The 26,910-nt window shown below is 58.5% G+C and carries 20 protein-coding genes; 8 read left to right on the top strand and 12 right to left on the bottom strand.

Annotated elements, in window-relative coordinates:
* Window positions 1–82 precede the first annotated feature (82 nt).
* The 11 genes from BMZ66_RS01015 to BMZ66_RS00965 form a co-directional block, all read right to left on the bottom strand.
* A complete protein-coding gene (locus tag BMZ66_RS01015; RefSeq protein WP_177204538.1) occupies window positions 83–928 on the bottom strand; it encodes a bacteriorhodopsin in 846 nt (281 codons plus the stop codon).
* 433 nt (window positions 929–1,361) lie between these two features.
* A complete protein-coding gene (locus tag BMZ66_RS01010; protein WP_092668142.1) occupies window positions 1,362–1,679 on the bottom strand; it encodes a hypothetical protein in 318 nt (105 codons plus the stop codon).
* 163 nt (window positions 1,680–1,842) lie between these two features.
* Window positions 1,843–3,231 (bottom strand): NAD-dependent dihydropyrimidine dehydrogenase subunit PreA, encoded by a 1,389-nt coding sequence (preA, locus tag BMZ66_RS01005; RefSeq protein WP_092668141.1) that lies wholly within the window; start codon window positions 3,229–3,231, stop codon window positions 1,843–1,845.
* Window positions 3,232–3,371: 140 nt separating this feature from the next.
* Window positions 3,372–4,697 (bottom strand): FAD-dependent oxidoreductase, encoded by a 1,326-nt coding sequence (locus tag BMZ66_RS01000; RefSeq protein ID WP_092668140.1) that lies wholly within the window; start codon window positions 4,695–4,697, stop codon window positions 3,372–3,374.
* Window positions 4,698–4,856: 159 nt separating this feature from the next.
* On the bottom strand, window positions 4,857–5,723 hold the full coding sequence (locus tag BMZ66_RS00995) for a nitrilase-related carbon-nitrogen hydrolase (protein WP_177204537.1): 867 nt from the start codon (window positions 5,721–5,723) through the stop codon (window positions 4,857–4,859).
* A 190-nt stretch (window positions 5,724–5,913) separates the two neighbouring features.
* A complete protein-coding gene (gene hydA, locus BMZ66_RS00990) occupies window positions 5,914–7,302 on the bottom strand; it encodes a dihydropyrimidinase (protein WP_092668139.1) in 1,389 nt (462 codons plus the stop codon).
* Window positions 7,295–7,780, bottom strand: a complete 486-nt coding sequence (locus tag BMZ66_RS00985) for an SMI1/KNR4 family protein (protein WP_143080001.1) — start codon at window positions 7,778–7,780, stop codon at window positions 7,295–7,297. The genes hydA and BMZ66_RS00985 overlap by 8 nt, the downstream gene beginning before the upstream one ends.
* A gap of 45 nt (window positions 7,781–7,825) precedes the next feature.
* Window positions 7,826–9,178, bottom strand: a complete 1,353-nt coding sequence (locus tag BMZ66_RS00980; protein ID WP_092668137.1) for an aminotransferase class III-fold pyridoxal phosphate-dependent enzyme — start codon at window positions 9,176–9,178, stop codon at window positions 7,826–7,828.
* 434 nt (window positions 9,179–9,612) lie between these two features.
* Window positions 9,613–11,085, bottom strand: a complete 1,473-nt coding sequence (locus BMZ66_RS00975) for a CoA-acylating methylmalonate-semialdehyde dehydrogenase (protein ID WP_092668136.1) — start codon at window positions 11,083–11,085, stop codon at window positions 9,613–9,615.
* Window positions 11,086–11,303: 218 nt separating this feature from the next.
* Window positions 11,304–13,214 (bottom strand): WG repeat-containing protein, encoded by a 1,911-nt coding sequence (locus BMZ66_RS00970; protein WP_092668135.1) that lies wholly within the window; start codon window positions 13,212–13,214, stop codon window positions 11,304–11,306.
* Between the two features lie 63 nt (window positions 13,215–13,277).
* Window positions 13,278–13,763 carry a DUF6799 domain-containing protein gene (locus tag BMZ66_RS00965; RefSeq protein WP_092668134.1) on the bottom strand — a complete coding sequence of 162 codons (486 nt, stop codon included), beginning with the start codon at window positions 13,761–13,763 and terminating at the stop codon, window positions 13,278–13,280.
* Window positions 13,764–14,070: 307 nt separating this feature from the next.
* Between BMZ66_RS00965 and BMZ66_RS25775 the strand changes: the two genes are divergently transcribed.
* The 7 genes from BMZ66_RS25775 (at window position 14,071) to BMZ66_RS00930 (ending at window position 25,107) form a co-directional block, all read left to right on the top strand.
* Window positions 14,071–14,883: a phosphatase PAP2 family protein gene (locus BMZ66_RS25775; protein WP_214606935.1), complete on the top strand. Its 813-nt coding sequence runs from the start codon at window positions 14,071–14,073 to the stop codon at window positions 14,881–14,883.
* 300 nt (window positions 14,884–15,183) lie between these two features.
* Window positions 15,184–16,836, top strand: coding sequence for a TldD/PmbA family protein (locus BMZ66_RS00955; RefSeq protein WP_092668133.1), 1,653 nt, complete (start codon window positions 15,184–15,186; stop codon window positions 16,834–16,836).
* A gap of 210 nt (window positions 16,837–17,046) precedes the next feature.
* A complete protein-coding gene (locus BMZ66_RS00950; RefSeq protein WP_092668132.1) occupies window positions 17,047–18,366 on the top strand; it encodes a TldD/PmbA family protein in 1,320 nt (439 codons plus the stop codon).
* A 122-nt stretch (window positions 18,367–18,488) separates the two neighbouring features.
* Window positions 18,489–20,141 carry a TldD/PmbA family protein gene (locus BMZ66_RS00945; protein WP_092668131.1) on the top strand — a complete coding sequence of 551 codons (1,653 nt, stop codon included), beginning with the start codon at window positions 18,489–18,491 and terminating at the stop codon, window positions 20,139–20,141.
* A gap of 205 nt (window positions 20,142–20,346) precedes the next feature.
* Window positions 20,347–21,681 (top strand): TldD/PmbA family protein, encoded by a 1,335-nt coding sequence (locus tag BMZ66_RS00940; protein WP_092668130.1) that lies wholly within the window; start codon window positions 20,347–20,349, stop codon window positions 21,679–21,681.
* A gap of 180 nt (window positions 21,682–21,861) precedes the next feature.
* Window positions 21,862–23,511, top strand: a complete 1,650-nt coding sequence (locus BMZ66_RS00935; RefSeq protein ID WP_092668129.1) for a TldD/PmbA family protein — start codon at window positions 21,862–21,864, stop codon at window positions 23,509–23,511.
* A gap of 270 nt (window positions 23,512–23,781) precedes the next feature.
* On the top strand, window positions 23,782–25,107 hold the full coding sequence (locus BMZ66_RS00930; protein WP_092668128.1) for a TldD/PmbA family protein: 1,326 nt from the start codon (window positions 23,782–23,784) through the stop codon (window positions 25,105–25,107).
* Window positions 25,108–25,296: 189 nt separating this feature from the next.
* Here BMZ66_RS00930 and BMZ66_RS00925 read toward each other — a convergent pair whose 3' ends face one another.
* A complete protein-coding gene (locus tag BMZ66_RS00925; protein ID WP_092668127.1) occupies window positions 25,297–25,923 on the bottom strand; it encodes a porin family protein in 627 nt (208 codons plus the stop codon).
* A gap of 267 nt (window positions 25,924–26,190) precedes the next feature.
* On the opposite strand from BMZ66_RS00925, the gene BMZ66_RS00920 reads away from it, so the two are divergent.
* Window positions 26,191–26,814, top strand: coding sequence for a DUF4159 domain-containing protein (locus BMZ66_RS00920; RefSeq protein ID WP_092670163.1), 624 nt, complete (start codon window positions 26,191–26,193; stop codon window positions 26,812–26,814).
* Window positions 26,815–26,910: the final 96 nt, after the last annotated feature.

The raw sequence follows: 26,910 nt of genomic DNA, 5'->3' as shown, positions 1-26,910 counted from the left end.
ATTCAGCAAGTGCGCTACTTCACAATCTATTTTCAAGGGTTTGAGCTAGCCGCGCACGGCCACACCATTCCGCAAGAAACAATTATATCTTTTGAAACTCGGGATGTTGCGCCTGCTTCTCCTGAATCTGGCGCGACTCATCATCCCAACCCAAGGACTGAAGCGCGGGCAAATAGCCTTCGTGGGCACTACGCTCATCGGCCACGCGGCTCAGCATGATGCCGTAAATAACCTTAGAGGTAATATCGGCCACCGTGTACAAGGTTTGGCGCAGCACCATGCCCCATTCGGTGGGCATGAACCAAGGCACTAGGTACGCAATGGGATACAGGGTCCAGGAGAAAATCAGCAGCCAGAAAATCTTGCGCATCAGGCTACCCGTGGTGCCGGGCAAGGTGTGCGCCGACCGGAAGATGGTGTTGCCCACCAAGTAGCAGATATACACCATGAACACCGAGCTGATGCCGCCCCAAATGAGCAGCTTGGAAATGCTGGTGGTTTCGTAGTACTGCCCAATGTAGCCGGTATAAATCATGGCCAGCCCGCCCAGGGTGAACCCCAACCAAATTCGTTTAAACTTAGCCCCGGTAATGCCCAGCACCACCAGTAGCTGCGTGAGTAGCACTGGCACATCGATGGACCAGTTTACGTAGCGGTAGCCATTGGAAAATGTGCTGTCGCCGCGCTGCCACATGTTGCCATCCCACTTAAAAGAACTGGTCCAGTTAATTTGCTGATTCAGCAGAATCAGCGCCGCGGATATCATTACCACAATCGACAAAACTGAAGAAAGCTGGTAGCGCGGCGCCGAATTTTTGCGGGTTAACAAGAAGTAAAGTAAGCCGCCAAGCTGCGCTCCTACGCCCAATGTGAGCACGTGCGTGATAAGGTCGAACTGAGCCGAAGTATAAATAAAATGGTTCTCCATGTTCTCCATAAGCAACGTGTTATTAAAGGGTTGGAAGGAATTAATGGCGTTTCGCATTTCATTTTCTTTCACAATTCAGAAAACGAAAAAGCTCTACCTTATCAATTAATTACCACCTCAATAGGAAAAGGTTCGATAAAATATCCTACTAATTAGCAATTAGCCGTAAGCCTTAGAAGATTGCATAGTACAATATAAATTAATGAGTACTTATAATAAAGGCTCATAAATCCCCCGTTATCTCCTGGCTTTTCCAGGCCTTTATAAGCTATTTCATATAAAATCAAAATTCTGACTATCAGACAATACTGATTGACTACTGTTAGCTTCTATAAATTCATGCAATTACTATAAACGCAAACCGGGCTGCCCACTTGAAAGTGAGCAACCCGATTATTAATTGCCATTCTATTATGGCCAATATTAAAATGATTTAATTTACCCGGCGACGGCTGGGAAGCTGTCCTCGCGAGCCACCGTTGTACTGGGGCCGGGAGATATTGCCGCCGTCGTTGCGGTACACCCGCTGCGAACGATAGGGCTGGCGATAGTAGCCACGCGGCACTATCACCGCTGGGCGAGGCCGGTAATAATAAGGTCGGACCCCACCATAATATGGCGAATAATAAGGATGGACCGGCGGGTAGTAACCATACCCCGTGCCGACGCCAACACCTACTCCGCCGCCAGCGCAGCCGCTAAGTAAAAGGGCGCAAAAGCCCAAAGTGAACAACCAGGATTTCGTTTTCATAACCGAATACGCCGGAGCGTAGCATTAACTAGTGGACATTGCTCTTACAACAAATCGTAGACCTAAATCATTACCAAACCAGGCATATAGCCTGCTGGCACTTCTGTTTTACGACGTGGCAAAGAGTAGGTTATCCACTGGTCATCGGCCATGAAGCCGGGCACTACACACCCGCCGGCACCTCGGTTTCGCCGTTCAGCACCCGGGCTTTGCCGGGCAAGGTCTTGTGGCGCTCCTTGCCCAGGGCCGCCGTGGGCTCGGGCACCCAGTGGTGGCGCCCCCCGGCTTTTTCGTCGTTGAATTCCACTGGTACGTCGCCGGCTTCGGTGCGCTCCCGCCAAGTGAGGTGCTGGGTACCGTCGTCGGTGCGGTCCATAGTAATGCAGTCTTCCACGGGGCACACCAGTGAACAGAGGTTGCAGCCCACACAATTCTCCTCAATGATTTCGGGCACCCGCGTGCCGGCATTGAGCCGAATGGCCTGGTGGGCGCCGTCTTCGCAAGCGGTGTAGCAGAGCTGGCAGCCGATGCACTTCTCCTCGTGGATGTTGGCCGTCACCTTATACTTCATGTTAAGTTGCTCCCAGGGCAGCACGTTGGGCAAGGCCTTGCCCACGAAGTCATAAATCGTGTTGAAGCCCTTATCCACCATGTACTGCTCCAATCCGGACGTCATTTCGCGGATGATGCCGAATCCGAAGTGCATGGCTGCCGTGCACACCTGCACGCTGCTGGCCCCCAGCAGAATATGCTCGACAGCATCGCGCCAGTTCTCAATGCCGCCGATGCCCGAGATGGGCAGGCGCACGTCGGGGTGCTGGGCGCAGTTCTTTACCATGTTCAGGGCAATGGGCTTCACGGCCGGGCCGCAGTAGCCGCCGTTGGTGCCCTTGCCATCCACAATGGGGTAAGGCGCGAACTGGTCGATGTCGACCCCCACAATGCTCTGAATGGTGTTGATGAGCGAAATAGCATCGGCCCCACCGCGACGGGCAGCCATGGCGGGCTCCGTGATATCGGAAATATTCGGCGTCAGCTTCACGATGACGGGCTTCTGGGCCACCTCCATCACCCACTCCACTATCATCTGCAGAATCTTGGGCTCCTGCCCTACCGCCGAGCCCATGCCGCGCTCGCACATGCCATGCGGGCAGCCAAAATTCAGCTCGAAGCCATCGGCGCCGGCGTCCTGGCTCTGGCGCACGATGTCGTGCCACTCTTGCCGGCTCTGCACCATGAGCGAGGCAATAACGGCGTGGTTGGGAAAGCGCTTCTTCACTTCCTCAATCTCGCGCAGGTTGTCGGCCAGCGGGCGGTCAGATATCAGCTCAATGTTATTGAAGCCGACCAACCGCTTGTCGCGATAATTCACCCCACCGTACCGGCTCGACACATTCACAACGGGCACGCCTAGCGTCTTCCACACCGCGCCACCCCAGCCGGCGTCAAACGCCTTCATAACCTGGTACCCCGAGTTAGTAGGCGGCGCCGAAGCCAGCCAAAACGGATTCGGCGATTTGATGCCGGCGAAATTGATGGAGAGGTCAGGCATTGTTTTTTCGGTTCTGTCATCCTGAGCACAGCGAAGGACCTTATTACGGTCGCCGCATTTCCCGGACGATTGATTGATTGCACATTGTTCGACTGTCCTTAGGTCCTTCGCAAGCTCAGGATGACAGCGAAAAAAATAGATTACTTGCTCAGGTAAGCATGAATACCCCGCGCCGTAAGCTTAGCTTCGGCGGCGGCATTAACCACCTCAGCGCCCCCGTTCCAGGCGTCGCCCGAAGCGAAGTACTTGGGGTTAGAAGTTTGCCCGGTGTGGGCATCGGCCACAATGCGGCCTTTACCATCCAATTTCAACCCAGAAATTAAGCTCAGGAATTCCGTTTGTTTTGCCTGACCAGTGGCCTTAATGACCATATCGCAGGGCTCAACGAACTCCGAGCCGGCTATTTCCTGCACTTTGCCATCGGTGGTTTCCGTGCGCACGAAGCGCACGCCAGCGACGTAGCCATTGCCCACGATTTCCACCGGCGCCACATTGAACAAGCCCTTCACTCCTACTCCCTTGGCCAGGTCGTATTCGAATTCGTAAGCGCCCATTTCGTCCTTGCCCCGGCGGTAAGCCAGCACAACTTGTTCGGCACCCAACCGAGCCGATTCCGACGCAGCATCCATGGCGGTATTGCCGCCACCCAGCACAATCACCTTGCGGCCCACCGCCACTTCGTGGTGATGCTGACGCAGCTCGGCAATGAATTCTACAGCGCCGGTACAATTAATCTTGTCTTCGCCTGGCAAGCCCAATTCATTGGTGCGACCCAAGCCAATTCCGAGAAAAATAGCGTCGTATTTATTTTCTAATTCCGCTAATTTTCCGCGCGAATTAATTGGAGAATTAAAATGCGTATTGTAACCGAATTGCGCCTGCAAATAAGCCATTTCGGCCAGCGCTTCTTCATTCGTAATTTTATAAGGCGCAACACCGTAAACGGTCAACCCAGAGGGTTGTGATTTGGCCTCGAACACATCCACTGCATAGCCCAGAGCCCGCAGTTCGCAGGCGGCCGAAATACCAGCCGGACCTGCTCCAATCACCGCCACGCTTTTGCCATTGTCCGCTCTCGGACCAAACAGCTTTTTACCGCTTTCAATAACTTTGGTTGTGGCATAGCTCTGCAGCCGGCCAATTTCTATCGGCTTCACATCCTGCAAATTGTACACGCAGGCACCCTCGCACAGCACTTCCGTGGGGCACACCTTACCACAGGCATTACCGAAATAATTGGCCTCGTAAATAGTACGCGCCGCTCCCGTTTCGTTACCCGAATTAATCTGCCGAATAAACTGCGGAATATCAATACCCGACGGGCACGCCTTAATACAAGGTGCATCAAAGCAAAACAGGCAGCGCGAGCTTTCATACAGCGCCTCCGTCCGGTTCATGTGCGGCTTGAGCTGCGCGAAATTTAGCTGGAATTCCTGCTCAGATGTAGGTGTGGAAAATTCGGCCATGTGGTCGGATGATTAAAGCAATTAGAACGTCATGCAGAGCGCAGCGAATCATCTCGCGTGAGACAGTAGCTCCCTTATTTTGATTACTTGCGCATGCGAGATGCTTCGCTGCGCTCTGCATGACGGCGGTCTTGGTTGGGCTAAGCAAACAATGCTAGCCTACAGCTCAACCAGCTTCTCGTAGGTCTCCGGACGGCGGTCACGGAAAAACTGCCAAGTCGAACGCACCTCGTCAATCATATCGAGGTCGAACTCCGAAACCAGCAGCTCATCGTTGTCTTCGCTGGCTTGGGCGAAGATTTGACCACGCGGGTCCACGAAGTACGACGTGCCATAGAATTTGCCCAGGTTCCAGGGTTTCTCGGTACCCACGCGGTTGATGCAGCCCATGAAATAGCCGTTGGCTGCCGCGTGCGCGGGCTGCTCCAGCTTCCAGAGGTACTGCGAGAGGCCGGCCACGGTAGCCGAAGGATTGTACACGATTTCTGCGCCATTGAGGCCCAGGATGCGCGCGCCGTCGGGGAAGTGGCGGTCGTAGCAGATGTATACGCCTACTTTGGCGTACTTGGTCTGGAACACGGGGTAGCCCAGGTTGCCGGGCTTGAAGAAGAACTTCTCCCAGAAGCCGGACGTGTGGGGAATATGGTTTTTGCGGTACTTGCCCAGGTAGGTTCCGTCGGCGTCAATCACGGCGGCTGTGTTGTAAAGGAAGCCGGCGGCTTCGCGCTCGTACACGGGCACTATCATTACCATGTTGTATTTCTTGGCATACTCCGCCATGCGCTCAGTGGTCGGGCCGGGCACCGATTCAGCCGAGGCGTACCAGTCTTTGTCCTGGCCGGGACAGAAATACGGTGTGTTAAAGATTTCCTGCAAGCACAGAATCTGCACGCCCTGGCGGCCGGCTTCTTCAATCAGCGGAATGTGCTTCTGCACCATGGCTTCCTTGATTTCGGCAATGGAGCCTTCGCCTTCGGTCATCGGCAAGCTCATTTGGATGAGGCCGGATTTGATAATTCTGGACATGCGCTTGGGGTGGAGTTAGAGTTTGTCACTGCGAGGAGGCACGACGAAGCAATCCGTCCTGGTCTCAGCGCTAAGCTTTAAGATGTGCTGAATTCAACTTTTTCAGCGAGGAAAAGGGCTTGTTACATTAGTAGGCTGGTCGCTGAGACCAGGACGGATTGCTTCGTCGTGCCTCCTCGCAATGACACGACTAAAAGTTAGTTTTTCCTCGCTTGATGAATTGCCCGTAGCCTTTTGCTACTTTGGTTTCGCCGGCATCGACGGCCACTTGGCCGCGGAGCAGCACCGTGTCAATCTTGCCGGTCACCTCCCACCCTTCGTAAGCCGAGTAGTCGACGTTCATGTGGTGGGTATCGGCGGATATGCGGTGCTTCTTTTCGGGGTCAAATATCACCAAATCTGCGTCGGCGCCAATGCTGATGGTGCCTTTACGGGGGAACATGCCGAAGATTTTGGCGGCATTAGTAGAGGTAACTTCGACGAACTTATTGAGGGTAATCTTCCCAGTATTAACACCTTCCGAAAAAAGTAATTCCATGCGATGCTCAATGGCGGGGTGCCCGTTCGGAATCTTCGAAAAATCGTCCTTGCCCATCGATTTCTGCTCCCACATAAAGGGGCAATGGTCGGTGCCCACCACATTCACCAGCCCTTGGTTGATGCCGGCCCAGAGCGTGGCCTGGTCCTTTTTCTCGCGCAAGGGCGGCGACATCACCACCTTGGCACCATTAGCTTCATCTTCGTACAGCGACGCATCCAGCACCAGGTACTGAATGCAGGTTTCAACCAGCACACGCTGATTACGCTGGGTGGCGCGGCGTACCTGGTTGAGGGCGCCCTCGCAGGTGAGGTGCACGATGTAAGCGTTGGCGCCCGTGTAGTTGGCAATGTCGGCGAAGCGGCCCGAGGCTTCGGATTCGGTCACTTCGGGCTGCGAGAGGTAGTGGTAGAGCGGCGTGAGCTTGCCCGCAGCCCGGTGCTGGGCAATGAGCGTGTCTATCATGTCGCCGTTGGTGGCGTGCGCGGTTACGAGGCCGCCGTGCTTTTTTACTTCCTGCATCAGGCCCACCATTTGGGCGTCGTCAATCATGAGCGCGCCTTTGTAGGCCATGAATGTTTTGAAGGAGGTAATGCCTTCGGCTATCATCTCCTTGATTTCTTCCTTGGTGCTGGGGTTGAAATCTGTCACGGCCATGTGGAAGCTGTAGTCGCCCACGGCGTTGCCAGTGGCGCGGCCACTCCATTCCTCGAAGGCTGAACGCAAGGAATTGCCTTGCTTTTGGAGGATAAAATCGATGACCATGGTAGTACCCCCGTGCAGGGCAGCACGGGTCCCGGTTTCGTAGGTATCGCTGCTGAAGGTGCCCATAAAAGGCATTTCCAAATGCACGTGCGGGTCGATGCCGCCGGGCACGATGATTTTTCCGGTGCAGTCGATTACCTCCGCTCCTCCAGCTGCTAGGTTGCGGCCGATGGAAGCGATGGTTTCGCCTTCAATTAGGATGTCGCAGACTGCGTCGGAATCGGCGGTGACTACGCGGCCGTTTTTAAGCAAAACCAGATTAGATTTCTTATTCATTCTCAAAGAGTATTTCCCAGTAGGTCAAGTCAAAGCCGGGATTTTGCTTTTCAATACTTTTTAATACTATTTCAATTTCAGACTCACTGATTGGATTATTTTTCAACTCATCGGGGTATGCTCTGCCTTCAGAAACCTTTTGAAAAAGATGAATAATCTTTTGGAAATTAACTAGCGTATCCGCAATAGCATATGACTCCCAACTGCCCTCTCCGTGCATCGCAGATAGCACCATTAAATCGTCGTTACTGGTATCGACAATAATCGGGTCGCCCAATCCATCGTTTCCAATCACAAGCCATTCTTCCTGCCATGCTCCTTCCTCACCAGTTATCAGGGAGTTTCCATCGGCATCCACTCGATAACCTACTTGTGACTGCTCAAGAGACTCAGGAGCAAAAAAGGTAATTTCATTGTACCCTAAGGAAATACCAGGACCTCTTGCAAGAAAGTTCTTGACTTTTTGTGGGACTACCATCGCATTGGGATTTCCTGGGTATTGCCAAGTGTGGCCGGCTCGTTCTTAATTCACGTGCTTATCCGCAATGCTGATAGCCTCGGAAATAATAGCCAGCCCCTCGTCAATCTCATCCTTCGTGATATTCAGCGGGGGGCAAATAAAAATGTAGCTCCAGCGCACAAACGTGTACATCCCCAGTTCGCGGATTTTGGCGGCCACCTGGTTCATCACGGCCATTTGGTCGTTGGTGGCGTTCCAAGGGGCCATGGGCTCTTTGGTGTTGCGGTTGCGTACCAGTTCCAGGCAGCCGAAGAGGCCGGTGTTGCGCCAGTCGCCGATGCTGGGGTGCTGGCCCATCAGGTCGCAGATGCGGGCGTCCATGTACTTGCCCATTTCCACCGTGTTTTCGAGCAGGTTGTCCTCTTCGTAAATGTCGAGCACAGCTACGGCGGCGGCGCACGACACGGGGTGGGCCGAGTAGGTCAGACCTAGCGGTAGAGGCTTGTCGTCGAAGGCTTTGGCAATGGTCTCGTCCACCATCACGGCGCCCAACGGCAGGTAGCCGGCGGTGATGCCCTTGGCCATGCACATGATGTCGACTTTAACGCCGTGATGGTCGGAGCCGAACCACTTGCCGGTGCGGCCAAAGCCGCTCATCACTTCATCGGCCACGAGCAGGATGCCGTGCTTGTCGCAGATTTCGCGGATGCGCGTCCAGTAGCCGGGCGGGTACTTAATGCAGCCCGACGTGCCCGACTCCCCTTCCAAAATGATGGCTGCAATGCTGCCAGGGTTCTCGTAGCCAATGATGCGCTCCATGGCATCAGCGGCGCGCTGGGCGCACTGCTCGGGGGTTTCGGAGTACCAGGGGCAGCGGTAGAAATAGGGATTTTCGACGTGCACCACGTTGGGCATAGCCTGGCTATCAACGGCAAACTTGCGGGGGTCGCCGCCGGCACTCATGGCGCCGTAGCTGGCCCCGTGAAACGACTGGTACAGCGTTATAATCTTGTGGCGGCCGGTGTACACCCGCGCCAGCTTGATGGCGTTTTCTATGGCCTCGGCCCCGCCCAGCGTGAAGAAAGCTTTGGTGAGGTTGGGCGCAGTGATTTCGGCCAGTTTGCGGCCCAAGTCGCCACGGGCCTTGGTTATCATGCCGGGATACACGTAGCTGAGCTCGCGCATTTGGGCGGCTACGGCTTCGGTCACGCGCTGGTCGCCGTGGCCGATGTTCACGTTCATCAGCTGCGAGGAGAAATCGATGTAGCGCTTGCCGTCGCGGTCCCATACGTACACGCCCTCGGCGCGCTCGGCGTTGATGGGGTTCAGGCCCGTTTGCTTCGACCAGGAGAAGAGCGTGTGGTCGAGGTTGTCGTGCAGGATTTGGTCCTTGTCGAGTTCGAGAGTGGGATGCATAGCAATCGGAAGGAAAGGAGATAATGAGAAACGGAAGCGAAGAACTTCCCCGTTCAGCGCGGCAACTTACTTGCAATATGCAGCCTTCTATCTCTGCGGCACATGGCAATTCAGACGCCTGGTATTATGCACTGTTCAGGAAAGCTCTCCGTTCCGCCACGGCGCGCGGCGGAAGCGCGACGTGTTGAGTGGGAATTCTCGCCAGGGTGTTGTTTTTAATTGTTCGTTGTTAGTGTTGAATGTCATGCCGAACGCAGCGCAGCAGCTCGCTCGAGGAACCTCACCCCCTGACCCCCTCTCCAAAAGAGAGGGGGCACCGGTTCTGCGCGAGATTGAACTTGTCAGGCTCCCCTCTCTTTTGGAGAGGGGCCGGGGGTGAGGTTCCCCGAGCGAGCTGCTTCGCTCCGCTCGGCATGACGTTTTTTTTACTCAGCCTAGCTCATCCAGTTCACCCGCGACTCGGGGTTCCACTTCACGGTGGTCTTTTTCAGCTGGGTCCAGAACTCGATGGAGCTTTTGCCGGTGATGTCGCAGGCGCCGAACTTCGACTCGTTCCAGCCACCGAAGGAGAAGGGCTCGCGGGGTACGGGCACGCCGATGTTCACGCCTATCATGCCGGCGCTGGCGTTGTCCATTACGTAGCGGGCGTGGCTGCCGCTTTGGGTGAATACCGCGGCGGCGTTGCCGTAGTTGCTGGCGTTTTCGATGGCCAGTGCCTCGTCCAGCGTGTCGGTGCGCATGATGGCCAGCACGGGGCCGAACACCTCTTCTTTGGCAATGCGCATGTCGGGCGTCACATAGTCGATGACGGTGGGGCCGACATAGTAGCCGTCTTCGTGGCCGGGCACCACGGCGCCGCGGCCGTCGAGCAGGACTTTGGCGCCGGCCGCTTCGGCTTCAGCAATGTGCTGTTCGATGCGCTCCTTAGCCTCGCGACTGATGACGGAGCCCAGGTTTTCGCCGGGAATAATCTTGCGGGCTTCCTCTACCAGTTTGGCCACGATGTGGTCGACGGCCCCCACTCCTACCATGGTGGAGCCGGCCATGCAGCGCTGGCCCGCGCAGCCCGACATGGAGGCCGCCACGTTGGAAGCCGTCATGTCGGGATGAGCGTCGGGCAGCACCATCAGGTGGTTTTTGGCGCCGCCCAGTGCTACGCAGCGCTTGAGGTTGCTGGTGGCGCGGATGTACACGACCTTGGCAATCTTGGTGGAGCCCACGAAGGACACCGCCTGAATATCGGGGTGGTCGCAGATGGCTTCCACTATGGTTTTGTCGCCGTTCACGATGTTGAGCACGCCGGCAGGCAGGCCGGCTTCTTTTAGCAGCTCGGCGATTTTTACGGCGCTCAGCGGCACTTGCTCCGAGGGTTTCAGCACCATGGTGTTGCCGAGCACAATGGCATTCGGGATGGTCCAGTGCGGCACCATATTGGGGAAGTTGAAGGGCGCGATGCTGGCCACCACGCCCAGCGGCTTGCGCTCGACACGGGCTTCGACGCCCTTGCTCACTTCCAGCACTTCGCCGGCGATGAGCTGCGGCATGGAGCAGGCAAACTCGGTGAGCTCGATGGCCTTTTCGACTTCGGCGCGGGCTTCGTCGAAAGTCTTGCCGTTCTCTTCGCGCACCAGGTCGGCTAGCGCTTTCATGTCGCGCTCCAGCAGGGTTTTGTAGCGATAAAAAATCTGCACCCGCTCCTTAATCGGCGTGGCCGACCACTCGGGGAAGGCCGCTTTGGCAGCAGTCACCGCCGCGTCAAGCGCCGCGGCACCGCTCAACGGCACGGTAGAAATCAGGGCGCCACTAAGCGGGCTAAATACATCCATAGTGGCCGTAGAGGCATCTTCTACCGATTGACCGGCCACGTAATTGCGGATAGCTGGGTACTTTAAAGTCTGAACTTCCATATTACCTTAATGTTAAGCGGGCCGCAAGCTAAGATTTTTGTTGGGAAAGAAATAGCAGCGCAATCGTTTCCGGAAGATAAATTTCAGTTAGGCGGGCTTAGGAATTCCGTTTTGCTAATGCTGAAGTAAAAGAAGCCTGCATTTTTTCTATTTAATGAATTTATGCTCGCTGCCTTCAGCAGTTTTTAAGTGGTGAAAGTGGTCTGATTCCTTAATGGCTACTTCACCTCGGCGCCGTCTTTGTCAATTAAAAAAGTACGGCCATCCTGCATTACCCAGGCTTGGCCCTTGTCGAAGTCGGTGGCCTGATTGTAGCGGCCAAAGGGCTCCGTTCCGCGGCTGGGGTCGTCCAGGTAATCGGGGGTGATGAAGGTGTAGCCGTCGGGCAGCTTCACGCGAGCCAAGCCCTCGGAAAAAGAATACGCCTCGGTGAATAAGGCCACAGGCTTATCGGGTATTTTGGGACCATCGATGTAGTACCACCCGCGGTGGTCGAGCACGGCGGCGTAGCCATCGGAAAAATCGAGGGCTTTGGAAAAGAAGTGGTCAAACTCCTCCCCATCGGCGTCGAGAAAGGTGTAGGCATCGCCCACGCGGGCGCGGGCATAGCCGTCAGCGTATGGGTAGAGGGCATCGTAGGCCGGCGCTATTACCTCCTGGCCCTTTTTGTCGATAACCCCGTAGATGCCGTCTTTGGCCACCACGGCCCGCCCGTCCTGGAAGGGAGTGGCCGCGGTGTACTGCGCCGACACCACCGGGTTGCCCTTGGCATCGGCGTAGCCCCAGCGGCCATTTTCCTGGTAAGGCACCGGCGGGCTTTCTCCCAAGTGGCTTAGCCCCCACCCCAGCAGGCCCAGGGCCGCCAGACCAGCCGCAACGACGGCCACCCGGGGCCGCTGGTGCCCGGCCCGCAGTTCCTGCGCCCGGCGCCTCCCCTCGTTGAGCCAGGCCGTAGCCCGGGAGCCCGCCGCACCCAGCTGCTTATAGACGGCCGCCTTCCCCACTCGGGGCAGCCTAGGTTTGGCAGGGAGCGTGGTGGTGGCCCACGACGACGGACCCGCAACAGGCGGAATAGGCTGCGAATTAAGCTTTTCGATGAGCTGGTTTAGCTGCTGAATCTTGGCATCCAGCTCCTGGTTGCGGGCCGCCGACTCGGCACGGGAGGCTTGCATGGCTGCTTCCAACGCGGCTTTTTCGCGGTTTTCGTCGGCCAGGCGGGCTTCCAGGGCGGCGGCCTGGGGCGCTACGGCGGGCGCCTGGGCCAGCTCGGTGCGCAGCTGGGCAATGCTGCGCTCGCGCTCGGCTTCCCGCGCCTCCAGGGCCTGCAGTTGGGCACTCAGGTCGGCTTGCATTTGCTGGCGAAGCTGCTCCAGCTGTTCCTTTTCCTGGGTGCGGGCGGCGCTCACGGCCGGCACGTAGCCGTAGGCCGGGTCGTCGGGCACATCGTCGGCGCCCAGCCAGCGCCACAAGGCCTTGGCTTTCTCGCCCAGGTACCGAGCCGACTGGGCCGGCCCAGCGGCGGCCGTGGGCTGCCTGGCCTGGGTGAAAGCTTCCCATTCGGCGGCCCACTCGGCCAGGTCTTCGGCGGTGAGGTTGATTCCGGAACCAGCCAGCTCCTGCAGCGCCTGGGGCAAGTGAGGGGCCGCGCTCAGCAGCCGAAACCCGTTGGGGGCGCTTTTTAGGGCTAACTCCACATCGGAGGCGTAGGAAACGGGCGCCGCGAAAAGCACCACGCTGCTTATGTAGCGCAGGTCGGCTTGGGCGGGGGTGAAACGCGAGCCCAGCCATGCGGCTAGCTCCTGCCGTTGGGCTGTGAGTTGCGCCAAGGGGTTATCAAAGTTGTCGGCGCCGGTCAGGAGGGCGCCATCCAGTTGCCAGGGGCCGGCGTCCAAAGCCGGAATACTCAGTTGCCCGCCCCTCGGCACCAGCACCAGCAGTGTGATGCTGTGCGGGCGGACCACCACGGCATCGAGCGGCGCGGCGCCATCTTCCAGCACCAGGTTGCCGAGCAGCAACGTGTCCGTACTCGCATCGGCTTGCAGGGCGGCTTGCAAGGCGGCTTGCAAGGCGGCGTAGTGGTCGGCACAGGCAGCGTCGGCAAAAGGAGAGGCGAGGAAACTATAAACCATAACAAAAACAAAGTCGATAACAACAAGGCCGGCCCTATCGCGGCCGGCGCAACCAGGCCGCCCCTAGTCGTCGTCTTTCCAACGGCCTTTCCCTTTGCCCGGGCCTTTCCCTTTTCCTCGGTTCTTCTTGGCTTTTTTAGCTTTAAACGACCCTTCGCTGTTGCCAACCATCTGCTGCATCAGGGAGCGAACGGGCGGGGCATCGTCTGCATTGCTTTTTGGCTCGGCGGGTGGGCCCAGCACCAGCGAGCCATCTGGAACCAGGCGCACGGCTACGGGGCGCCCACGCAGGTCGCAGCCCTGGCCTTCGCGCAGCTCGGTGCGGGTGCCATCGGGGCTCACCACGAATCCATCTTTGGTGACAGTGGCCCCCGTGGGCAGGTGCACGTCGCGGGTCATGGGGCGAAGCTGGCCGTTGCGCACCACGTACATCTGGCCGTCGCGCCGCTGAAACCCGTCGTTGCTGCCATGCTTTTGGGCCTGGGCCGGCGGGCTTCGCAACACTAAAAGACTGGCCGTCCAAATCACCAGCAGAAGGTACTTCAACATCTATTACTATAATCTGAATCGCCGGTGCCTTTCCCGGCCAGGCGCACGCCGAAGTTGCTTATACGGCTGTGGCAAGGCCCGGCACGCACAACCTGCTTATAATACGGCCCGCTGCTATGCTGGGACAAAGGTACCCGCCCCGCCCGCAAACTGGACAAAGCCTGTTACCAGGGCAAGTCCTGAATTACTACGCCTGCCCCGGGCAGCTTCGTACTTTTTGTACGGTTGGCATGTTACGTTTAAGTTAAGTGTCCCTATTAGGACCTGATTTGGGCCAGCTCCTTTTTACCGAATTAATCTTACGTCAATGCGTTCCTCGTTGCTGACTGGCTTTGCAGCCCTCGTGCTTTTTTTGGGTGGGTTCAATCCCGCTGTTGCTCAAATTGTTCCGCCCCCGGCCGCTACCGACACCCTTAATAAGTACGAGAACCCGGACGGCGTGTCGGTGCCAGGCCGCACGAAGTGGTACAAGAGCAAGCTGTTCCGAGCCACTATCATTCCGGCGGCCCTCATTGGCTATGGAGCCTGGACCGCGAGCGGGGGCGGATTCTACACCGACCAGGACGCCCGCTACGATGTCCGAAAGCAATTCCCCAACTACCGCACCCGAGTAGATGACTTTCTGCTGGTAGTGCCCTACCTGGAGCTGGGAGCCGTGGCCCTGGCCGGAGTCGAATCGCGCAATGACCGAATCAATACGCTGCTCATCATCCTAAAGGGCGAGGCCATTATGCTGGGCAGCACCTTCCTCGTGAAATACGTGACCCGCAGGGAGCGCCCCGATGGTTCGGACCGGCTCTCGTTCCCGTCGGGCCACACAGCCCAGGCTTTTTTGGCGGCCAGCATCGTGCACACCGAGTTTCGGGACAAGAGTCGGTGGTATGGCGTCGGGTCCTACGCCGTAGCGGGCAGCGTCGCAGCCTTTCGGATGATAAACGACAAGCACTGGCAGAGCGACGTGGTGGCCGGCGCCGGCTTTGGCATTCTCTCGGCCCACCTGGCCTACCTCTCGCACCGCAACCGTTGGGGACGCAAGCCCATTGGCCGGGGCATTGGTATGGCCCCCGCCTATTTTAGCAACGGCGCCTCTGGCCTGACGCTAACGTGGCGCGCCAAGTAACCAGCATTTAGCACGTCAATTACCCACCCCCCAAAGCCCGTGAGCAGCAGTCTGCTTACGGGCTTTTGCGCTTAAATTCAGGGGTAGTAATCGACGTTCTTTATCGGACTTCAAAACGGAAGTGGCTGCATTCCAGCAGCTGGCAAATTCTCCGTCAAACAGGAAGCACTAATAAATCGGGTTTTTTACCTGGAAAGTATGGCATCGCGCAACTGTGCTCGGGCCGCCTTGTCTTTTCACTTAAGATTTGTGCCCATATTTACAAATCCTCCTGTTCTATTCCCCAATCTTTATAATCCTTTGAAAAGACGCGACTTTGTGGGACTCACCGGCTTGGCGGCCGGCACCCTGTTTCTGCCCAACTTTCCAAGTTTTGGCGGCACACCGGTAGACCCCTCCCGCCTGCTGGAGCCTGGTGTTGACGCAGCCATGAAAAAGCGCTTGGCCGATGCTGGCCTCAACGCTGCCAAAGCGGCTGGCGCCACCTACGCCGACGTGCGCATTGGCCGCTACCTCAACCAAAGCATTTTCACCCGCGAAAAGCAGGTGCAGAACATCGCCAGCGGCGAGAGCTACGGCGCCGGCGTGCGGGTGCTGGCAAACGGCACCTGGGGCTTTGCCGCCACCAACAGCGTGACCGAAGCCGGCATTGCCAAAGCCGCACAACTGGCCGTGCAGATTGCCAAAGCCAACGCCAAGGTGCAGAAAGAGAAAGTGGTGCTGGCCCCGCAAAAAGGCTTTGGCGATGTGACCTGGAAAACGCCCATTCAGCTGAATGCCTTCGAAGTGCCCGTGGCCCAGAAAGTGGAGCTGCTGCTGGCAGCCAATGCCAAGGCCACCGACAACGGCGCTTCATTCGTCAACTCCTCGCTGTTCCAAATCAACGAGCAGAAGTACTTCGCCAGCACCGACGGCTCCTACATCGACCAGGACGTACACCGCATTTGGCCCACGTTTAGCGTGACGGCCATCGACCGGGCCTCGGGCAAGTTCCGGACCCGCGATGCGCTGAGTGCCCCCATGGGCATGGGCTACGAATACCTCACGCCCAAGGCCGCCGACAAAATTGCCGGCGCCGCCGGCACCGGCCTCATCGGCTACCGCAACAGCTACGACATATTGGAAGACGCCGCCCTGGCCGGCAAGCAGGCCAAGCAAAAGCTCACGGCCAAGTCAGTAACCGCAGGCAAATACGACCTGGTGCTCGACCCCAACCACTTGGGTCTGACCATTCACGAATCGGTGGGCCACCCGCTGGAGCTCGACCGCGTGCTTGGCTACGAGGCCAACTACGCGGGCACCAGCTTTGCCACGCTGGAGTGGAAGGCGAAGAAGATTCCCTTTGGCTCGAAGCTGGTCAACATTGTGGCCGACAAACTACAGCCCGGCTCGCTGGGTGCCGTGGGCTACGACGACGAAGGCGTGAAAACCAAGCAGTGGGACCTCATCAAGGAAGGCACGCTGGTCGATTACCAGAAAACCCGCGACCAGGCCCACATCGTGGGCCAGAACGAATCGGATGGCTGCTGCTACGCCGACTCCTGGGATTCGGTGCAATTCCAGCGCATGCCCAACGTGAGCCTGCAGCCCGGCACCGCCAAAATGAGTGTCGACGACATGATTAAGGGCGTGGATAAGGGTATTTACATCGCCGGCCGGGGCTCCTACTCCATCGACCAGCAGCGCTACAACTTCCAGTTTGGCGGGCAGGTGTTCTACGCCATTGAGAAAGGCAAAATCACCGAAATGCTCGAAGACGTGGCTTACCAGGCCAACACGCAGGATTTCTGGAACTCCTGCTCGGCCATCTGCGACCAGAGCGACTACCGCCTCTTCGGTTCTTTTTTCGACGGCAAGGGTCAGCCCTCGCAGGTTTCGGCCGTGAGCCACGGCTCGGCCACCACGCGCTTCAACGGCGTGAACGTCATCAACACCGCCCGCAAAATAGGCTAGCCCTTGAACGGTCAAACTCCCCTCCTCAGCCGAGGAGGGGATGTTCGAGCCAACGGCTCGGACGGGGGTGGTTGACCTCGTTGAACGATGCCCGAACAATTTGCACTCAACGGCTCGAACGCCCCAACCACCCCAGCCAGCGCTTCGCGCCGGCGTCCCCTACTTGGTAAGAAGGGGAGTCTTTTTCAACTCCGAATTTCATCAATTCCCATGGCAATACTCTCTCAAACCGAGGCGCAGGACATCCTGAAAAAAGTTCTCAGCTTCAGCACGGCCGACGAGTGCGAGGCCACACTCAATGGTACCATTGGCGGCAACGTGCGCTCGGCGCGCAACACCATCAGCACGGCCGGCGCCGTGGATAATGTGTCGCTGGCCGTGCAGTCGCGCTTCGGCAAGCGCAGCGGCGTGGCCACCTGCAACGAGTTCGACGAGGCCACCCTGCGCCGCTGCGTGCAGCGCGCCGAGGAAATTGCCAAGCTTGCGCCCGAAAGCCCCGAGTACGTGCCCCTCATGGGGCCGCAGAAATACCTAAGCTCGCCGGCCTCGTTTGCCAAGCGTACGGCCGACATCACCCCCGACTACCGTGCGCAGCAGATTGGCGCCAGCATGGCCCTGTGCGACGCCAAGAAGCTTTCGTCGGCCGCGTTCTTTAATGATTCGAATAGCTTCATTGCCAAGCGCAATTCCAAAGGGCTGGAAGCCTACCAGCAGCTCACCAACCTCGACTTCACAATCACGGTGCGCACGCCCGATGGCCTGGGCTCGGGCTACGCCATTGCCAATTATACCGACCTGGCCAAGTTCGATGCCGCCCGCCTCACCCGCGTAGCCGCCGAAAAAGCCGCTTCGTCGGTAAAAGCCAAGGCCATTGAACCCGGCAAGTATACCGTCATTCTGGAGCCGGCCGCGGCCGTGGAAATGCTCAGCAACATGATGCGGTCAATGGACTCCCGCAACGCCGACGAAGGGCGCAGCTTCCTCAGCAAAAAGGGCGGCGGCAATAAGAAAGGCGAAAAGATGTTCGACGAGCGGGTCACCATCTACTCCGACCCCACCCACCCCGAAGTGCCCGACCTCACCTTTGCCGGCGACGGCCGCCCCCAGCAAAAGGTGACGTGGATTGAGAAGGGCGTGGTAAAAAACCTGTACACTTCGCAGTTCTGGGCCCAAAAATCCAACAGCCCCGACATTCCTCCGCCCAGTGGCTGGATAATGGAAGGCGGCACCCAGAGCACTGCCGACCTCATCAAAGGCACGGCCAAAGGCATTCTGGTCACGCGCCTGTGGTACATCCGAGCCGTTGACCCGCAGACGCTGCTTTACACCGGCCTCACGCGCGACGGAACCTTCTATATTGAGAACGGTCAAATCAAGTTTCCAGTGAAAAACTTCCGCTTCAACGAGAGCCCCGTCATCATGCTTAACAACCTGGAAGCGGTGGGCAAGGCCGTGCGTCTGGGCGGCAACCTGGTGCCGCCGCTCAAAATCCGCGACTTCACCTTCACCAGCCTATCCGACGCGGTGTAAGCTTGTAGCGTGGACTCTGCGAGTCCGCGCATCGGCCGTTTTCTGGCGGACCAGCTGGTTTTCTTTCCTCTTCAACTTATCCCACGCGCGGACTTGCAAAGTCCGCGCTACACTCACCCTCTATGAAAAGACGCGACTTTGTGGGACTTTCCGGCTTGGCGGCCGGCGCCCTGTTTGTACCGAGCATACCCGCATTTGCGGGCAATCTGATTGACCCCGCCCGCCTGCTGGAACCCGGCGTTGACACAGCCATGAAAAAGCGCCTGGCCGACGCCGGCCTGAACGCCGCCAAATCGGCCGGTGCCACCTACGCCGACGTGCGCATTGGCCGTTCCCTCAACCAAAACGTGTTCACCCGCGAGAAGCAAGTGCAAGGTATTTCGAGCACGGAGAGCTACGGCGTTGGCGTGCGCGTGATTGCGAACGGCACCTGGGGCTTTGCCTCCACCAACAGCGTAACCGAAGCCGGCATTGCCAAAGCCGCGCAGCTGGCCGTGCAGATTGCCAAAGCCAACGCCAAAGTGCAGAAGGAACAGGTGAAACTGGCGCCAGTGAAAGGGCACGGCGAGGTAGCCTGGAAAACGCCCATTCAGCAGAATGGATTTGAAGTTCCCATCAAAGACAAAGTTGATTTGTTGCTGAGCGTCAATGCGAAAGCCTTGGACATGGGGGCTTCCTTCGTCAACTCCACCATTCAGCAGGTGAACGAGCAGAAGTACTTCGCCAGCACCGACGGCTCCTACATCGACCAGGACATTCACCGCATCTACCCCAGCTTCGGCGTGACGGCCATCGACCGGGCTTCGGGCAAATTCCGGACGCGGCAGGCCCTGAGTGCGCCCGTGGGCATGGGCTACGAGTACCTCACGCCCAAGGCCGCCGACAAGATTGCCGGCCCCGCGGGCTCGGATGTTATCGGCTACCGCAACAGCTACGACATGCTGGAGGACGTGGCCATCGCCACCAAGCAGGTGAAGCAGAAGCTGACCGCTAAGTCGGTGACGCCGGGCAAGTACGACCTCGTGCTCGACCCGCACCATCTGGGCCTGACCATTCACGAGAGCGTGGGCCACCCGCTGGAGCTCGACCGCGTGCTCGGCTACGAGGCCAACTACGCCGGCACCAGCTTTGCCACGCTGGAGTGGAGAGCCAAAAACCTGCCTTACGGCTCGAAACTGGTGAATATTGTGGCCGATAAGCTGCAGCCCGGCTCCTTAGGCGCCGTGGGCTACGACGACGAGGGCGTGAAAACCAAGCAGTGGGACCTCATCAAAGAGGGAACGCTGGTGGACTACCAGAAGACCCGCGACCAGGCCCACATGGTGGGCCAGAACGAGTCGGACGGTTGCAGCTACTCGCAGTCGTGGCAGGACGTGCAGTTTCAGCGCATGCCCAACGTGAGTTTGCAGCCCGGCAAAAGCAAGCTGAGCGTGGACGAGTTGGTACGCAACGTGGACAAGGGCATCTACATCGCCGGCAATGGCTCGTTCTCCATCGACCAGCAGCGCTACAACTTCCAGTTCGGCGGGCAGGTGTTCTACGCCATCGAGAAGGGCAAAATCACCGAAATGCTCGAAGACGTGGCTTACCAGGCCAACACGCAGGATTTCTGGAATTCCTGCTCGGCCATCTGCGACCAGAGTGACTACCGCCTCTTCGGTGCCTTCAACGACGGCAAGGGCCAGCCCTCGCAGAGCTCGGCCGTGAGCCACGGCTCGGCCACCACACGCTTCAACGGCGTGAACGTCATCAACACCGCCCGCAAAATCGGGTAGCAAGAACGGCCCACTCCCCTCCTCAGAAGAGGAGGGGATGTTCGAGCCGCAGGCTCGGACGGGGGTGGTTGAACTCGTTGAACGACGCCTACACGAGTCGTTTGCCCATCGTTCAACGGACGTCACCACCCCAGCTAAGCTTAGCGGCTTAGCGTCCCCGCCTTAAAAAAGGTGGGGAGTTTTCTTAACTCCGAATCTCAGAATCATGCCCATTCTTTCTAAAGACGACGCCCAGACCATCCTGAAGAAGGTGCTGAGCTTTAGCACGGCCGACGAGTGCGAGGTTTCCCTCAACGGCCAAATTGGCGGCAACGTGCGCTCGGCGCGCAACACCATCAGCACGGCTGGCGCCACGGACAACGTGTCGCTGGCCGTGGAAAGCCGGTTTGGCAAGCGCAGCGGCGTAGCTACTTGCAATGAATTTGACGAGGCCACCCTGCGCCGCTGCGTGCAGCGGGCCGAGGAAATTGCCAAGCTCGCCCCCGAAAGCCCCGAGTACATGCCGTTGCTGGGCGCTCAACAGTACCAGGACAACAGCAAAGCCTTCGCCGCGGCCACGGCCGCCATCGACCCCGATTTTCGGGCTCGCCAGATGGGTGCCAGCACGGCGCTCTGCGACCAGAAAAAGGTCAGTTCCGCTGGCTTTTTAGTTGACTCGGCGGGCTTTTTGGCCAAGCGCAATTCCAAGGGTCTGGAGGCCTACCAGCAGTTCACCAACCTGGAGTTCAGCGTGACGGTGCGCACGCCCGACGGCACCGGCTCGGGCTACGCCGCTGCCGACTACACCGACGCCAGCAAGTTCGACGCCGCTCGCCTCACCCGCGTGGCCGCCGAGAAGGCTTCTTCTTCGATGAAAGCGCGGGCCATTGAGCCCGGCAAGTACACCGTCATTCTGGAGCCCAACGCCTTGGTTTCTAATGTTGACACCTCGCTAATGGCCGCCCTGATGGGCAGCTTCGACGCCCGCAACGCCGACGAAGGCCGCAGCTTTCTGAGCAAAAAAGGCGGCGGCAACCGCAAGGGCGAAAAGCTGTTCGACGAGCGGGTCACCATCTACTCCGACCCTACGAACGCCGAAATTCCCAGCCTGATGTTTTCGGGCGATGGCCGCCCGCAGAAGCGCGTGACCTGGATAGAAAAGGGCGTGGTTAAAAACCTGTATTCTTCGCGCTACTGGGCCCAGAAAGCCGCCATCCCCGACCTGCCCCGCCCCGGCGGCTGGATAATGGAAGGCGGCACCCAGAGCACGGCCGACCTCATCAAAGGCACGGCCAAAGGCATCTTGGTCACGCGCCTGTGGTACATCCGCCCGGTCGACCCGCAAACCCTGCTTTATACCGGCCTGACGCGCGACGGAACCTATTACATCGAGAACGGCCAGATTAAGTTTCCGGTGAAGAACTTCCGCTTCAACGAAAGTCCCATTATCATGCTTAACAACCTGGAAGCCATCGGCAAACCGGTGCGGTTGGGCGGCAACCTAGTGCCGCCGCTCAAAATCCGCGACTTCACCTTCACCAGCCTCTCCGACGCCGTGTAGCCCGCCGGCAAACCGAACAAACCCATAATGTCATGCTGAGCGCCGCCGAAGCTTCCCGCGTGTTACTATAATCCGCTTAAACTGGATTACTATTGCACATGAGATGCTTCGACCGCACTCAGCATGACTTTTTTCGACCTTCAACCCTTTCATATTCATCACCTTTTTACTCTGCAATCAATGAAAAGACGAGACTTTGTAGGACTCACCGGCCTGGCTGCGGGTGGGCTATTGCTCCCGAGCCTGCCCGGCTTTAGCTATACCGCCGTCGACCCGGCCCGTTTGCTGGAGCCCGGCGCCGATGTCATAGTGAAAAAACGCTTGGCCGACGCGGCCCTGAACGCCGCCAAAACCGCGGGCGCCAGCTACGCCGACGTGCGCATTGGCCGCTCCCTCAACCAGTATGTGTTCACCCGCGAAAAGCAGGTGCAGAACATCGTGAGCACCGAGAGCTACGGCGTGGGCATCCGGGTGCTGGTAGATGGCTGCTGGGGCTTCGCCTCAACCAGCGTGGTAACCGACGCCAACCTGGCCGCCACGGCCCGCGCGGCGGTCGACATTGCCAAAGCCAACCGCAAGGTGATGAAGGAGCCCGTGCAGCTGGCAGCCCAAAAAGGCTACGGCGAAGTGAGCTGGAAAACGCCCATCCAGCAAAGCGCTTTTGAGGTGCCCGTGAAGCAGAAAGTAGACCTGCTGCTGGCGGCCAATGCCGCCGCGCTCGATGCAGGCGCCAACTACATCAACTCGGGCCTGTTTCAGGTGAACGAGCAGAAGTATTTCGCCAGCACCGACGGCTCCTACATCGACCAGGACGTGCACCGGCTGTGGCCGACCTTTAGTGCCACGGCCGTGGACACGAAGTCGGGCAAATTCCGCTCGCGGGAGTCGCTGAGCGCGCCGGTCGGGCTGGGCTACGAGTACCTCACGCCCAACACAGCCGAGCAGGTGCGCGGCCCGCAGGGCACCGACACCATCGGCTACAAGCTGCGCTACGACATGCTGGCCGATGCCGCGCTGGCCGGCAAGCAGGCCAAAGCCAAGCTGACCATGAAATCGGTGACGCCCGGCAAGTACGACCTCGTGCTCGACCCCGGCCACCTGGGCCTGACCATTCACGAATCGGTGGGCCACCCCACCGAGCTCGACCGCGTGCTGGGCTACGAGGCCAACTTCGCCGGCACCAGCTTCGCCACGCTGGAGTGGAAGGCCAAAAACCTGCCCTACGGCTCGAAAGAAGTCAACATCGTGGCCGACAAGCTGCAGCCCGGCTCGGTGGGCAACGTGGGCTACGACGACGAGGGCGTGAAAACCCGCGAGTGGGACATCATCAAGGACGGCAAGCTGGTGAACTACCAGAAAATCCGGGACCAAGCCCACATCGTGGGCCAGAAGGAGTCCGATGGCTGCGCCTACGCGCAGTCGTGGGAAGACGTGCAGTTCCAGCGCATGCCCAACATCAGCCTGCGCCCCGGCAAAGCCAAAATGAGCCCCGATGAAATGGTGAAGGGCGTGGACAAAGGCATCTACATCGCCGGTGCCGGTTCGTTCTCCATCGACCAGCAGCGCTTCAACTTCCAGTTTGGCGGGCAGCTGTTTTTCGCCATCGAGAAAGGGAAAATCACCGAGCCATTGGAAGACGTTGCCTACCAATCGAACACCCAAGAATTCTGGGGCGCCTGCGCGGGCTCATGCGACCAGTCGGACTACCGCCTGTTCGGCACTTTCTTCGATGGCAAGGGCCAGCCCTCGCAGGTGTCGTCGGTCAGCCACGGCTCGGCCACCACGCGCTTCAATGGCGTGAACGTCATCAACACCGCCCGCAAGGTTTAGCGCTGGGACGACCACAACTCCCCTCCTTTTTTAAGGAGGGGACGCTCAACTGCCAAGTTGAGCTGGGGTGGTTGACCTCGTTGAACGATACCCGAACGACTCACAAGGGAATTGTTCGGGTATCGTTCAACGAGTTCCGAACAACTCACAGTAAAATCGTTCGGGTATCGTGCAACGACTCAACCACCCCCGTCCGAGCCGTTGGCTCGAATATCCCCTCCTCAGCTGAGGAGGGGAGTTTTTCCACCTTTCAATTCCTGCAAATCCATCATGGCTATTCTCACTAAAGACGACGCCCAAACTTTACTAAAGAAGGTCCTCAGCTACAGCACCGCCGATGAATGCGAGGCCTCGCTGCGGGGCCGCACTGCCGGCAACATCCGCTATGCCCGCAACAGCGTGAGCACGGCTGGGGCTCAAGATTCCGTTTCCCTGGCCGTTGAGTCGCGCTTCGGCAAGCGCAGCGGCGTAGCTACCTGCAACGAGTTCGACGAGGCCACCTTGCGCCGCTGCGTGCAGCGGGCCGAGGAAATCGCCAAGCTTGCTCCCGAAAGCCCCGAGTACGTGCCGCTGCTGGGCCCCCAAACGTACTTGAGCCCGCCCTCTACGGCCACCACGCTGCTCACGGCGGCCACCCGGGCCCAAGCCGCTTCCGAAAGCATGGCCGTGTGCGCCGCCAAAAACCTGAGCGCCGCCGGCTTCATGGATGGCGGCACCCGCTTCGTAGCCCTTCGCAATTCCAAGGGCCTGGAAGCCTACCAGCAATCCACCAACACCGACTTCTCGGTGACGGTGCGAACGGCCGACGGCAAAGGCTCCGGCTACGCCATTGCCGACGCAACCGACCCAGCCAAGCTCAACGCCAAACTCCTCACCGAACGCGCCGCCAACAAAGCGCTGAGCTCGGTGAACTCGAAAGCCATTGAGCCGGGCAAGTACACCGTGATTCTGGAGCCCGCGGCCCTAATGGCCGGCGATGACCTGTCGCTGCTCGGTGGTCTCATGTATGGCATGGGCGCCCGTGAGGCCGACGAAGGCCGCAGCTTTCTGAGCAAGAAAGGCGGCGGCAACCGCAAGGGCGAGAAGCTCTTCGACGAGCGGGTCACCATCTACTCCGACCCCATGAACGCCGAAGTTCCCGGCAATGCCTTCGACGACAACGGCCTGCCCACCCGGCGCCAGACGTGGATTGAGAAGGGCGTGGTGAAAGATATGTTTTACAGCCGTTTTTGGGCGCAGAAAAACAACGTGCCGGCCACGGCCTTCCCCAACGGCTTCGTGATGACGGGCGGCACCCAGAGCACCGATGAGCTCATCAAGGGCACGGCCAAAGGCATCTTGGTCACGCGCCTGTGGTACATCCGCGAGGTCGACCCGCAAACGCTGCTCTACACTGGCCTCACCCGCGACGGAACCTTCTACATCGAGAACGGGAAAATCAAATTCCCCATCAAGAACCTGCGCTTCAACGAGAGCCCCATCATCATGCTCAATAACATTGAGGCCATGGGCAAACCCCAGCGGCTGGCCGGCTGCCTGGTGCCCCCGCTCAAAATCCGTGACTTCACCTTCACCAGCTTGTCCGACGCTATCTAAGCTGAAGCTAATAACAAGCATAAAGCCCCCTGCTGAGCTGCATTGCGCTTCACTCAGCAGGGGGCTTTTGCAATAATCGTTGCTCCGGTCCGACCGCCCTAGGCGGTCCGACCGGTTGTCGCTGGAGCAGGGCTGCGCATTCTTAAACCGGTCGGACCGCCTAGGGCGGTCGGACCGGAGCAAACGGCGCTACCTTCCCCCGAACTGCAGGGCGGCATAAAACTGAAACACCCGGTTCTGCAGGCGCGGGTCGTTGATGCCGGAGAGATTCTTGACGTCGTTGATGTCGTTGAGGCCGGCCACGAGCCGACTGCCGAGCGAAAAACCGCCGGCCAGCTTCAGCCCGACGCCGCCCACCACGCTAAAGTCGCCGCGCTTGAAGTTGCCCGTGGCTGGCCGCGACTCGTTGCCGTAGGCCGGTGTGCCATCGGGGGCCAGCCCAACCTGCATTTGGCCCGATTGGTCGGCGCTCAGCAGCACCCCGAATTGCGGACCAGCTTCCACAAAAACCGGCCCCACGGTGAGCTTGGCAAGCACGGGCACCGTGAGGTAGTGCAGCTGGCTGTCGTAGTTGGTGAAGGCTGATTTCAGCCTGCCGCCTGCTACCGAGTATTGTACTTCCGGCTGGATGGCCAGCGGCCCCAGCACCTTGGCTTCGTAGAAAAGCCCCACGTGGTAAAAAGCTTTGTAGGATGAGCTTTCGCCATCGCGGCCGGTAAGCTCGGCTAGGTTTAAGCCACCTTTTACGCCCAGTTGGGCATTGGCAAGCGGAACAAAACAAACAGTAAGCAGGAATATAAAAACAGCCTTTTTCATAGCATAAAAGGGAATGGTGGCAAACGGAGGGGCAGCGCCTTTTTTGGTAACGTGCTCTGCCAGCGCAGGATGGATACGCGGGGTGGGTTAACTTCTTCGTACGGCAGTCGCACAATGAAAAGTTGCGCTTTATCGACCATCTGCTTCAAAACGCCGTTACTTTGCCTGATTTCAACGGAAAAAGCAACTCATTTATTCTGAGCTCGACTATTACCCCGAGGCCTGCTTGTCCGCGCTCCAATCTTCTACTTGCCCACTTCGCTACCTGTGCCCGCAGCCCCTTTCACGTTTGTCCGCCTGAAGTACCAATCCGGCGACTGGGATGCGGTAGACGAGCGAATGCCAGCCAATCTGCTGCACTCGCTGGTGCAGTACACCACGGTGCCCGTCGACCCCAAGGAAAAGGTTGTGGCCCTCGATAGCCCGGAGCTCTTCAACTACCCGTTCTGCTACCTGTCGGGCCACCGGTTGGTGCAGTTTTCGGCGGCCGAGAAAAAGAACTTTATCCAGTACGTGCGCAACGGCGGCTTCGTATTTGTGGATGACTGCAACCACGACATCGACGGCCTTTTTGCCCGCTCCTTCGAGGAGCAGATGCGCCAGTGCTTTGGGGCCGGCGCCCTCAAGAAAATCGCTAAGACGCACCCCATCTACTCGCAGTTTTTCAAGTTCAAGGACGGCCCGCCCAACACCGGCTTCGAGCTGAACGGTTGGGGCGACGACCTGGTGCACGACTACCTGAAAGCCGTGGAAATAAAAGGCCGTATTGGGGTGCTGTACTCCAACAAAGACTACGGCTGCGAGTGGGACTATGACTTCCGCAACAAGCGCTTTCTGGCTGAAGACAATACCAAGTTTGGGGTTAATATCCTGCTGTATGCCCTAACCTGAGAACTAAAAAAGAAAGGTCATGCAGAGCGCAGCGAAGCATCTCGCTCGCGTCATTGAACTACCAACCCAAGCGAGATGCTTCGCTGCGCTCTGCAT

It is taken from the genome of Hymenobacter arizonensis, assembly GCF_900115775.1.
GTDB lineage: Bacteria > Bacteroidota > Bacteroidia > Cytophagales > Hymenobacteraceae > Hymenobacter > Hymenobacter arizonensis.
The sequence above is the reverse complement of the archived record's forward strand: the minus strand, read 5'-3'. Positions and strand labels throughout refer to the sequence as shown.